Genomic DNA, 12863 nt, shown 5'->3' with positions numbered 1-12863 from the left:
TTCATGTCACTCACCAAAGAACAAGTCCTTAAGCAATATTACGGCTATAATGCCTTCAGACCATTACAATCAGATATTATTGACTGGGTCCTTTATGGGCAAGATGCAATGGTGTTGATGCCAACGGGCGGTGGGAAATCATTATGTTTTCAGATTCCAGCCTTGATGATGCAAGGCTTAACCTTAGTGATTTCACCATTAATTGCCTTGATGCACGACCAAGTGCAGGCCTTAAAGGCTAATGGTATTGCGGCGGAGTATGTCAATTCATCATTAACTACCCAAGAACAAAGCAATATAGAACGCCAATGCAGAAATGGCGAGTTAAAATTATTATATATTTCTCCAGAGAAACTTTTTACACAAGGATATTTAGAATGGGTAGTTTCGCTAAATATAAGTCTGTTTGCCATTGACGAATCCCACTGTGTTTCTACATGGGGGCATGATTTCAGACCAGAATACACTAAACTGAATGTCTTAAAAAAAGCGTTACCAAACGTACCGATGATTGCTTTAACGGCTACTGCCGACAAAGTAACCCGTAAAGATATTTTATCTCAATTAGGCATTCCCGAAGCAAAAGTATTCATTTCTTCTTTTGATAGACCCAACCTTTCGCTTGCTGTACAAGCAGGAAGGAATCGTGTTAAAATTATCCAAAACTTTATTGCAGAACATCCTAGACAATGTGGTATCATTTACTGTCTGAGTAGAAAAAACACTGAATCCGTAGCCGAAGCCTTACAAAAAGTAGGCATTAACGCTAAGTGTTATCATGCAGGAATGCCTGCCAATGAACGTTCTAGGGTGCAAAATCAATTTATTCAAGATGACATTCAGGTAATAGTAGCCACTATCGCTTTTGGAATGGGTATTGATAAATCGAATGTGCGTTGGGTAATCCATTATTCGATGCCATCAAATGTGGAAAGTTTTTATCAGGAAATTGGTCGTGCTGGGCGTGATGGACTAAAGTCGGATACCTTGCTTTTCTATTCTTATAATGACTTATTAGTCAGGAAAGATATGATTGCTACGTCGGAATTGCCTGCTGAAATGAAAGAAGTGCAAGTAGCCAAAGTAGAACGGATGAAACAATATGCCGAAGCTGAAATTTGTAGGCGACGCATCCTTTTGAGCTATTTTAACGAAGAGGTTACAACCGATTGTGGTAATTGTGATGTTTGTAAAAACCCTCCGATTAGGTTTGATGCTACATTAATAGCCCAAAAAGCTCTTTCGGCCATTGCTCGTACTGGCGAAAACATTGCTATGAGTATGTTGATTGATATTCTGAGAGGGTCGAATAACAGAAGGATTATCGAACACAAGTACCATGAAATCAAAACTTTTGGGGCAGGCAAAGAGTTAAAAGCGGATGAGTGGGCAGACTATTTACAACAAATGCTGAATTCGGGCGTCATGGATATTGCTTATGACGAAGCCCATGCTTATAAGCTCAATAAGGCATCGTGGGCTATCTTAAAAGAAGGCAGAAAAGTACAATTGGTGCGTTACAGACCCTTTGAAGAAAAACAAGCCGAACGCGAAGCCAATATACCAAAAGAGAAAAGCAAAAAAGAAGTTATTAAAGATGCACTGTTTGAGCGTTTGAGAGTGCTAAGAAAACAAATAGCGGATGATAGAAACATTCCGCCTTTTGTGGTTTTCTCAGATGCTACGCTATCAGATATGGCACAGAAAAAACCTCTTACTCAGTTAGAAATCATGAATGTTTCGGGAGTAGGTGAACAGAAATATCGACAATTTGGAGAGGCTTTCTTACTTGAAATTAGAAATTTTCTGAAAACTGTTCCAAAAGGTAGCCAGGCTACAGGCATCGATACCCATCATTATACTTTCCAGTTGTACAAAGAAGGTTTTTCGATAGAAGAAATTGCAGAACAACGAAATTTGAACCCTGTTACTATTTTTTCACATCTTGCCAAATTGTATGAAGATGGAGAAAACATTGATATTTCAGCCTTCATTACTCCTACTGAATATGAACAAATTATGGGAGCAGCCAAAGTAATGAACGTAAAAAAAGGCGACCCTGTAAAACCTTTATTTGAAGCGATGGATGCAAAATATGAATATCATAAAATAAGAATAGCGCTTTTAATGGCAGAAAAGGTAAAATAAAAAAGCTATTATCAAGATATTTTTATAAAAAGTAAAACTTTAATGTTATTTTGTATAATTATTGTCACTACACACATTTTTAACAAAAAAAATGCTAAATTTCATAGTCATTTATCAAAGCTATGTAATCTCCTATAACCTCATAAATTCAGTACAAAATAATTAATTTATAAACTTCAAAATTCCATTTGGCACTCAATTTTAGCGTTTCTAAAAGTCTAAATGGATTTTAGTTTTAATCCTAAGCTAACTTCTTTTTTCCCAATAACACACAAGCATATTGAATAAACAAAAATCATATATAAGTATCATTATTTAGTACCATTAACCATTTTTTAAATTCATTAAAAAGTGTGATTTAATAACTTCAACCTACACGCTTTATGATAAACAAATATTAAACTTTTATAAAGTTTAATATTTTGGAAAATTTTATGTTTTATATATCCCAACTAGCGGGTTGAAGCAAAAACCTTTGATTGTGTAAAAAATTAATATGGAAGAAATAGAAAAGCTCAAGCGTCAAATAGAGCTAGAAAAACAAGCTCATCAAGAAACTGAGAATATCTTGGAAAAGAAGGCTTTGGAACTCTACCAGACCACTGAAAAATTACAAATACTTAACCAAAGCCTTGAGCAACAAGTAAAAACTACTGTTGGTGAATTACAAAAAACAGAGAAAAGATATCGTCATTTAATAGAGTCTGTTCAGGATATTATTTACAAAGTATCTGTGGATGGCTACTTTACCTATGTTAATCCAGTTGTAAAAGAAAGATTAGGCTTTTCTGAAGATGAAATTATCGGCCAACACTTTACTACTTTAGTTTTACCAGCGTATCAAGAATCCCTTATTAATTTCTATACGGAAATGGTTCAGAATAAGGAAGAAAGTACTTATAATGAATTTCCTATAAAATCAAAATCTGGTCAAATAGTGTGGATTGGTCAGAACGTAAGACGCATTGAAAACGACGACGAATCAATTGAATTAGTAGCCGTTGCGCGAGATATTACAGAACGAAAAACAACGGAAGATACCCTGAGAGCTACGCAAGCTCGGTTTGGAAATTTAATTTCAAACCTACAAAAAGGCGTTTTGGTAGAAGATGAACACCATACCATCATTTTAACCAATCAACTGTTTTGCGACTTATTCAAAATAAAGAAATCACCAAATGACCTTGTGGGAATTAATTGCTTTACGCTGATAGATGACGTAAAAAAACTTTTCAAAAACCCTGAAGAGTTTGTTGTTAGAGTCGAAGAGATTTTAAATAAAAGAGAAATTGTAATAGACGAACAAATTGAGTTAGTAGATGGCCGAATCGTAGAAAGAAACTATATTCCTATCTTTCTTGAAGGGCAATACAAAGGGCATTTATTCAATTATTCTGACGTAACTGATAAATATTTAGCGCATGAACAACTTCGTAAAAGTGAAGAAAAGTATAGAGGTATTTTAGATAATATGGAGTTGGGTTTATTGGAAGTTGACAATAACCATACAATCCTAAGAGCCTACGACCGTTTCTGCGAAATGTTGGGCTATACCAATGAAGAACTTGTTGGGCAAAATGCCAAAGAATTGTTTTTGCCAGAAGCTGAAACAGAAATTGTTGACGAGCGTCAAGAAGAAAGAGAAAAAGGAGAAGCAAGTTCGTATGAATTATCGTTAATTAAGAAAGACGGAACGCCTATCTGGGTATTAATTAGCGGTGCGCCTATTATGGATGAACATGGAGACGTAGTAGCCTCTATGGGTATTCATTACGACATTACCGCAAGAAAGCTCCTTGAGCAAGAACTAGCCAAAGCGAAAGTAATCGCTGAAGAAGCTAGACAAGCAGAAAAGCAATTCTTGGCAAATATGAGCCATGAAATTCGTACGCCTCTGAACGCTATTATTGGTATGACCCATTTGATGTTTGATACACGTCCGACAAATGAGCAATTTGAATACTTGGATATCTTGAAAACATCAGCTGATTTTTTACACAGTCTTATCTCAGATTTATTAGACATGGCAAAAATAGAAGCAGGACGAATAGAGATACACAAGCATCCTTTTGAATTGGTTGGGTTACTCCGTACTATTCAAAGGGTTTTCCAGATAAAACTTGATAGTAGCCCTGTAGAAATTAATCTATTGACAGATGTAAAAATAAGTGGCAATTATTTAGGAGACGATTTACTGCTCAACCAAATATTGTTGAATATCATAGGCAATGCTGAAAAGTTTACAGAACAAGGCAGTATTGATATCATGGTGAAACTTCAAAGGGAGGAATTAGACACTTGTTGGATTGAATTCAAGATTTCAGATACAGGGATTGGTATTCCTGAAAATAAATTAGATTTAATCTTTCAGAAATTCAAACAAGTAGATTCTGAACAAGGACATAAACACAAAGGAACAGGTTTGGGGCTAGCCATTACTAAACAGCTAGTAGAACTACAAGGCGGCACCATCGTGGTAAGAAGTAGAGAAGGAGAAGGAACTACTTTTATTGTCACGTTACCTTTCCAAAAGGCTAAAACTGAAGTTGTAAAAAATAATCATGTCATTCAAGAAGCAAACAGTAACCTAGAGTCGTGTAAGGTACTCGTTGCTGAAGACAATGCCATGAATCAAAAATACATTAGTAGCTTATTGAGCAAATGGCATTTTACTTACACCATTGCTTCCGATGGTAAAAAAGCTGTCGAGAAGGCTAGAAAAGAACGTTTTGATATTATCTTGATGGATATCCAGATGCCAAATATGGATGGATATGAAGCGACGATTAAGATTCGTAACACTGAAAATATTAATCAAAACACGCCTATTATTGCCTTGACGGCTTCGGCAATGCTTGATCAAAAAAATAAAGCATTTGAAGTAGGCATGAATAATTTCGTGACTAAGCCTTTTTCTCCAAATCACTTATTGAGTGTCATTCAGAATTATGTAAATACAAAATCTGAATATGCTGTGCTTGTACCAGAAGAGTCATCTACTAGTGCTAGTAATAATGATTATACGCACGGCATTGTTCTTGACAAGGAACGCTTAGATGATCTTTACGGAGATGACAAAGAATATGCAGCTGATATTTTTCAGACATTTTTAGAAGATGTACTGCCAGATTTCAATGAATTTCCGAGTTTAATTCATGAACAAAAGTGGGAAGATTTAAGAAAACTTACGCATAAATTAAAGCCAACACTAGGCATGGTTGGATTAACTGAGCTAGAAAAGTATTTGCTTGTTATGGAAAAGAAAATCAAAGAAAATCCAGAATACGAAGGAATCTTGGCTCATTGGAATGCTTTTCAAATTAAATTAAGTGAAGGAATCCCTGTATTGAAAGCCGAATTAAGTAAGCTTCAAGCAGCTTTATAAAACGCGCTTTACATAAAAAAGGCGCTTAATGAAAATTCATTAAGCGCCTTTTTTATGTAATAATAATGACTATCTATAACTATATTTCGCAATCTTCTGGAAAAGCTCATTAGGGTTGAATGGTTTGGTAACATAGTCATTCATTCCCACTAAAAATGCCCTGTCCTGATTGTTCAGCGTAGCTGAAGCCGTCAATGCAATAATTGGTATATCCGTGTCAGACTCTCTGATTCTGGCTGTTGCAGAATATCCATCTAATACTGGCATCTGAATATCCATTAATATTAAATCGTACTTTCCTTTTTGATACTTATCTATCGCAAGTTGTCCATTCTCAGCTACATCAATCACAATCTGCCAACGTTCTAAGAATTTAGTGGCTACTTTGATATTCATCGGATAATCCTCAACCAAAAGCACCCTTACTCCTTTTAAGGTATGCTCGTTAAGCAATTCATTATGTCCTTCACTCGATACTTTTGCTCTTAGTTCCGTACCTATCTCTAATTCTAACGTGAAATAAAATGTTGAACCTTTGCCCTCTGCACTTTGAAGATTAATATCACTGCCGTGTAATTGCAACAAGCTTCTTGTAATTACTAAGCCAAGACCAGTACCACCAAACTGACGCGTAGTTTCAGAATTAGCTTGCGTAAATTTATCAAAAATCATTGCTTGCTTTTCCTCTGGAATACCTATCCCCGTATCAGTAATAGAAATATCCAGCGTTACATGTGTTGCTGTTCTTCTTTGCTGAGCAAGTTCTACTGTTATGCTTCCATTTTTAGTAAACTTAACGGCATTCGATACTAAGTTTGTGATGATTTGTCCTAAACGTAAGGCATCTCCGACTACGACATTCGGTACATCATCGTCAATCATTAACTTTATCTTATTTCCTTTTTCCTCAGCCTTAATCTGATTGGCTTTTTTGATGTTTGATATCAATTGTTTAATATCAAAAGGAACATTTTCAAGCTCAACTTTGCCAGCTTCAATCTTACTAAAATCTAAGATATCGTTGATAAGTACGTGTAAGTTATTCGTCGAGAATTGAAGTATTTTTAAATTTTCAGCCAACGATTCCGATACTTCTTCTTGTTGCATCAAATAAGTAAGCCCTACGATAGCATTCAAAGGAGTACGAATCTCATGGCTCATCATTGAAAGAAATTCTGATTTTGCCTGAGTGGCAGCCTCTGCCTCTTCTTTCGAGCGGATAAGATCAAATTCAAGTTGCTTACGATTATCAATTTGAATTTTTAAGAAATCCATCAATTCCAGTAGATTATCAGGATCTAAAGATTTTACTTCAGAGCTTTCATTTACTTCTAACGAATAAATAGCTTCAATCAATTTTTCAACAGAAAGGCGTCTTTGTTTTATTTCCTCCTTAAGTTTAGTATTGATTTCAGCATAGTCTCTATCATTCAATAAAGAAGAATGTTCAAATAATTCTTTGTCTCTATCAAAACTAAGATATGAATCATTAACAGCTTTTATAAAGGTCTGGAAGTTTTCATTTTCCAAACATTCGTCTGATAAATGTTTTTTTATTTGCTTGGCAAGTAAGCGATGAAATGTTGTATTATTCATTATAATCAATTTTCAGAAAGTGTGGTTATTGTCATGGTTTGATTATGCAATCCACAACGAGCATTCGGATTGAGAGGTGATATCTCTCCGTATGAATAAAAACCTGTTATAATAGTATCGTCACCCATTATTTCACGGGCCGCCTCAACCTCCTCTTCAGTTCTTTGTCCAAGTACTAATTTTCTTCCTACACAGCTTACCAAAATGGCTAATTCTGGAGAATCTTCAAAAGGTTGAATAGAGTCTTGGGCAGCTTTGGCTGAAGCGTCAACTAAACGGTCAAAATTGGCCTTCATAAAACGCACCAAAGAGCCTTTTGGTAATTCACCAGCAAAAGTCATACTCTTCTTTTCTTCATCAATCGAAAGAATTGTTCTTACTACTGGTTCTGAATCTTCGGTTTCACGCATGGATAAAGGAAAAAGAAGCGCAGCCCCAGGAAGCCCTTCCGCATATTTTCCAAGGTATTCTTTGTATAAATCCAGTGCGGCTACATCTCCAATTTTGTATAATATATTGTATTCCGACTCTGTTACTTTGCGTTCAGGACCAAAACCATCCCAGCCGCCCATGGTTCCATGTCCTAATCTGAGATTTTCACCATAAAGTCCTACGGCAACGATTTTCCCTTCTTGTGGGTCATTGTTGAGACTAACCAATGTTTTTTCAAATCTTGATCCATCACCTGCTAAACCACCAGAAACCAAAATATTTTCATTGATTTTGTGGTTCAAGCTAGCAATCAATTCACTCCCATTTACTTTAGAACCATCTGAAATAATGAAAATGGCTTTTAGGTTGTCTCCTTCTAAGCCAGATGCTATTTTTTCACCAGCACTTCCGCTTTCATAATGGCTTTGAATATCTATAGCAATACTTTTAACAAGCGTTTTATCGAATTGTATAGCAGTTACGATAATTGAACCATCGTGGACGGAATCTTGATAAATTTCTCCAGAAGTAGAATTAATTACGATATCTGCATTAGGGTATAAATCTTTAAGATATTGATAGGGCTTAACTGTTTCGAGACAAATTCGTTCGCCAAAGGCTAAAACCAAATTTGCGTTTGAGGCAACAAAATCATTGCCTTCTGAGATACTTTTCCACTGATTGTTTTTGAATACGCTTTGTTGGATTTTCATTGTAAATTAAGGTTAGGTTTTAATTGATATTATTGATTAAAATATTTTTCTAAACCAATTATTAAATTACGATAGATAACAGCGACACGCCTATCTCAAATCTCTGATTTATAGATAAAAGGGAAAGAATCTCTTATCTAAATTACACAAAAATTTGTCCTTAAATTCAAAGATACTACTATTCTTAAAAAAAAGATATTATGCGTATTTCATATTCAAATAAAATTTAGCAGAAGATATCCTTCATTAATCAAAAAAAGCTTAGCTAAATAATGTTATTTTTAAGTGTATTATTTTTTGACCATGCTAAAAAGACATTTATCAGAAATATTCAACGTTTATTTCAATTACTTACCTCTACAAGCCAATTGATGGGCATAAAAAAAGAGCACCAAACTTTTAAATTTGATGCTCATCTTTTTTATAAAAAAAATTCTTAGCCTTTCAACGAATTTCCATACCCTACTATTAATACAGAAATGACAATTGTTAGGATACCTACCAGAATAGTAGACAATGTTTTTTTAGAAACACCTTTCCATTCATTCAATACTAGCCCCCAAGAGTTGGCTACTAAAATGATAAATGCCATGTGAAGTATCCAAGAGCTTGGTCCATTACCTAGCTTGCTTTCGCCCATACCATAGAAAAAGAATTGTAAAAACCATGTAGTACCTGCTACTGCACAGAAAACATAGTTTTTCAATAAAGGCGTCTGAGCATTGGTATAATCTCCAAAAGATTTATTTTTGAAGTTTAAGTAAACACACCAGATTAAGTTGGTGGTTAAACCTCCCCAAAGAATAACTACATATACCACATTGTTACGATACAAAAACTCACCTTGTCCAGGGTTGTTTGTCACCCAAATTTCATTGGCGATGTTAGACATTGCTGACCCTGCTTCAATACCAAAACTAAAACAAGCACTCAATATCCCTGAAATGATTGAAAAGGTAAGCCCTTTTACAATATCAAATTCTTGATTTTCAGCATTTACTTGTCCTACTAAATCTTTATCTTTTCTGCTACCAGCTTTTCCACAAATCACAATACCTAGTACACAAACAGCTAAGCCAAGCAATACCATTTGTCCCCAGCTAGTAGAAATTAAATCGTAGATAGTATCTTTTCCGGCGGTTTTATTAAAGTAGTAATAGATAGAAGGAATAATTGAGCCAAATACAGAGCAAAGCCCTAGAATAATTGAACTACCTAATGATATACCCAAGTATCTTACCCCTAGACCATAAGTTAATCCACCAATTCCCCACAAAACGCCCATCGTGTATGTCCAAAATAAAACACTGCCTTCGCTACCAGCAATAATCGAAGAAAAATCTGGAATGGTAAGGTAAGCTGCTAAAGGTGGTACTACTAACCAAGAGAAAACCCCTCCTACTATCCAATAACTCTCCCATGACCACCCTCTAACTTTTTTATAAGGAATATAAAAACTCCCAGATGCAAAGCCACCAATAAAGTGAAAAATAACGCCCAAAATTGCTCCCATAATCAATTATTTTTGAATTTAACTACGTAAACACTCCATTAAAAGGCCATTGTGTTTACAGTTTTATAAGAAAAAAGTATTTTTAATTATTCAGTGGATATCAAGAATTACTACAAATCATATTTGGAGAACATTTTTAAAATCATCGAAGAAATTGATTATCAATTTTTGAGTAATTTTTATAATTCTAGTTCTTTGAAATAATAGTTTGTAAATTTGGTTCTTGGAATCGTATAAAATTTTACAAGGATAAACCAAAAATGAAAGGGAACTATCATGCACTTCCCTGCTCAGAAGATTAAATTAAAAGAATGTCTAGCTCAAATTAATTTTCAGCCTTACACCTCGTTCTAAACGAAATGGTATGAAGCTGATTTTTCTAAGAATATGTACCAGCTCAAACTCAATCCAAGCGATAAAACACCAAAGTACAAGCAGATTATTCAATCGGTTATTTCGGATATTGAACGCAATGTATTGAAGAAAAACGAACAGCTCCCTTCTATTAGCGAACTTAGCGAAGAATATTACTTAGCGCGCGACACCGTAGAAAAAGCCTATCGTGAATTAAAGGAAAGAGGATTTATTACCTCTGTACAAGGGAAAGGATATTATGTGAATAGTGGAGAAAGCAGAAAAATGCGTATTCTTCTGATATTCAACAAATTAAGCTCGTATAAAAAATTAATATACTATGCTTTCTTGAAAGTATTAGGCGATAAAGCGTCGGTTGATTTACAAATTCATCATTATAATGCTCGTCTTTTTGATGAAATCATCGATAAGAACCTTGGCAAGTACAATTATTATGTAGTTATGCCTCATTTTTTTCCTGATTCAGAAAAGGCTATTGCCATGAAGGCTTTGGAAAAAATTCCTTCAGATGAATTAGTACTCCTTGACAAAGATTTGCCCGAATACAAACACGAGTGCTTGGCAGTCTATCAGGATTTTGAACGAGATGTAGCAGAAGCACTAGAAAGTGCTAATGATTTGTTTGCTAAATATAACCGAGTGGTATTAGTTTTTCCTAGCGATGGCAATTATCCTGTAGATATTGTACGGGGTGTTCGTTATTTTTGTGTAAATGCGCACAAAGAATTTGTTATCCGAGAGAATGCTGATGAAACATTTTTGATACCACAAACAGCCTACGTGGTAGTGGAAGAACACGATTTAGCAGAATTGGTTAAAAAAGTACGACAGTCGAGCTACGCCCTTGGCACTGAAATCGGAGTGGTTTCTTTTAACGAAACTACTTTGAAAGAGCTTTTGGGAATTACGGTGGTCACCACAGATTTTGAAACAATGGGCAGAACTGCAGCGGCATTGCTATTGGATAATAAAAAAATAAAAATCAAGAATCCATTTTACATGATTCGAAGAGAAACGCTTTAGGTAGCTATCAGCTTTGAGCAATGAGCTATGAGCTTTTATCTGTCGCTGTTTAAAAAGCTGATAGCTCATTACTCAAAACTGATATGTTCTTTACAGATGAGTAATAACCATTCCTCCTTGAGCCCCTCCGCTATAAAAATAATAAGCTAAAGGCTCATTGCTCAAAGCTGATAGCTACAAAAGTATGAAACAACAGATTGTCGATTATATAAAAAACTTTTTAGACCAAAGAATACAAACTTCTTATGATGCCATGCAGGCGGCTCAGGCTTCTGCCAATGAAGAATCTAAATCATCAGCAGGGGATAAATACGAAACCTCACGAGCGATGGGGCAACTCGATAGAGATATGCATGGCTTAATGCACGAACAAGCCAAAAGAGAAAAAGCCATTGTAGAAAGAATTGACATGAGTCTTACCTTTAAAAAAGGAGCGGTTGGGGCTTATCTTAAAACGTCTAGCGGAAATTATTTCCTAGCTGTTAGTGTGGGCATCTGTAAAATTGATAACGACAGTATCATGATAATTTCTCCACAGTCGCCTATCGGAGCATTGTTAATGGGTAAGGGTAAAGGAGAAACCTTTAGTTTTAGAGGCAAAGAGGCTATGATTGAGGAGATTTTTTAAACGAAGTATCGCCAAAGGCTAGCCTAAATTGCGAGGGCGTTTGGGCTTTTAAATCTTTAAACTGTTTATTAAAGTTTGATAAAGTATTAAAACCACTTTCATAACATACCTGCGTTACACTCAATTTATCTTCCATCAACAATTTACAGGCATAACCTACCCGAAGTTCGCTTACAAAATCAGAAAAAGTTTTATTCGTTCTTGCCTTGAAATAACGGCAGAAAGCAGCAGGAGCCATGCCTGCTAAAGAAGACACTTCTGTTAAGTTAATAGAGGTTCGATAATTATTAAGTACATATTCGTGTACTTTATGCATCCGTTCTGTTTCTGAAGTTTTATAAGGGTTGGTATAGCCAACACTACTGATAAATTCATATTCACTAGCGTTTGCTAACAGATTCAGCATTTCTAACAATTTCAATACTCCTTCAAAACCCTGCAATGGCAATAGCTCTTTCATGAAAGTAAGTATCTTATCATGCAAGCCTCCGCTGATTTCTAACCCACGACTAGCATTTAAAAAGAAATGCTTGAGTTTAGTCATTTCGTATTTCTCAAAAAAATCTTTCCCCAGAAAATCTTCTGTAAAATACACTACGATACCATGTGTTTTTAACGCATGATTTCCCTGAAAATACACTTCATCGCTTCGCCAAAGATGGGGCAAGTCAGGTCCTACGAATACCATATCTCCTGCTTCAAAGTGTTTGATATTATCCCCAATAAACCGTGTTCCTGTGCCTTCCAGTACGACAAATAACTGATAATGCGGATGGAAATGCCAGTTGGGGTCAAAGTATGGTTCCTTCAATTCTTTAATAGTAAAAGAATGATTGGGCGATTCTATGCTTTTGTTTAAGGGACTTTTCAAAACCTATTTTTTTACTATAATTATGGATGTTAATAATAAAAATATCAAAATACAGTCAAAACTAATCAAAACAGCGGAGTTTTTTATGACTTTTTTTAGATTATTTTGTATTGTTAAAAAATCTTATCTGTTTAACAAACTTTAAACTAGCAAAGCTTTTAAGTTTTTGCTTAATCTTT

General features: G+C 35.1%; 8 protein-coding genes. 4 read left to right on the top strand and 4 right to left on the bottom strand.

What is annotated here, in order from left to right:
• Positions 1–3 precede the first annotated feature (3 nt).
• Positions 4–2148 carry a DNA helicase RecQ gene (gene recQ / locus AC1RNE_RS14100; RefSeq protein ID WP_492801634.1) on the top strand — a complete coding sequence of 715 codons (2145 nt, stop codon included), beginning with the start codon at positions 4–6 and terminating at the stop codon, positions 2146–2148.
• 496 nt (positions 2149–2644) lie between these two features.
• Positions 2645–5533: a PAS domain S-box protein gene (locus tag AC1RNE_RS14095; protein WP_492801632.1), complete on the top strand. Its 2889-nt coding sequence runs from the start codon at positions 2645–2647 to the stop codon at positions 5531–5533.
• A gap of 69 nt (positions 5534–5602) precedes the next feature.
• Here AC1RNE_RS14095 and AC1RNE_RS14090 read toward each other — a convergent pair whose 3' ends face one another.
• From AC1RNE_RS14090 to rhaT, 3 genes are all read right to left on the bottom strand, one after another.
• Positions 5603–7129: a response regulator gene (locus AC1RNE_RS14090; RefSeq protein ID WP_492801630.1), complete on the bottom strand. Its 1527-nt coding sequence runs from the start codon at positions 7127–7129 to the stop codon at positions 5603–5605.
• 5 nt (positions 7130–7134) lie between these two features.
• The gene (locus tag AC1RNE_RS14085) at positions 7135–8274 is read right to left on the bottom strand and encodes an FIST signal transduction protein (protein ID WP_492801628.1); all 1140 of its coding nucleotides are present in this window, start codon (positions 8272–8274) and stop codon (positions 7135–7137) included.
• 436 nt (positions 8275–8710) lie between these two features.
• Positions 8711–9787 carry an L-rhamnose/proton symporter RhaT gene (rhaT, locus tag AC1RNE_RS14080; protein ID WP_492801627.1) on the bottom strand — a complete coding sequence of 359 codons (1077 nt, stop codon included), beginning with the start codon at positions 9785–9787 and terminating at the stop codon, positions 8711–8713.
• Between the two features lie 387 nt (positions 9788–10174).
• On the opposite strand from rhaT, the gene AC1RNE_RS14075 reads away from it, so the two are divergent.
• Entirely contained in the window at positions 10175–11185 is a 1011-nt protein-coding gene (locus AC1RNE_RS14075; protein ID WP_492801625.1) for a GntR family transcriptional regulator, read from the top strand.
• Positions 11186–11369: 184 nt separating this feature from the next.
• Positions 11370–11813 carry a transcription elongation factor gene (locus AC1RNE_RS14070; protein ID WP_492801623.1) on the top strand — a complete coding sequence of 148 codons (444 nt, stop codon included), beginning with the start codon at positions 11370–11372 and terminating at the stop codon, positions 11811–11813.
• On the opposite strand, the gene AC1RNE_RS14065 is transcribed toward AC1RNE_RS14070, so the two are convergent.
• Complete coding sequence (locus AC1RNE_RS14065) at positions 11791–12684, bottom strand: AraC family transcriptional regulator (protein ID WP_492801621.1); 894 nt, start codon at positions 12682–12684, stop codon at positions 11791–11793. The genes AC1RNE_RS14070 and AC1RNE_RS14065 overlap by 23 nt on opposite strands.
• Positions 12685–12863: the final 179 nt, after the last annotated feature.

Source organism: Arcicella sp. GW822-FHT02H01 (assembly GCF_058802005.1).
This window is presented reverse-complemented; position numbering and strand designations above follow the sequence as displayed.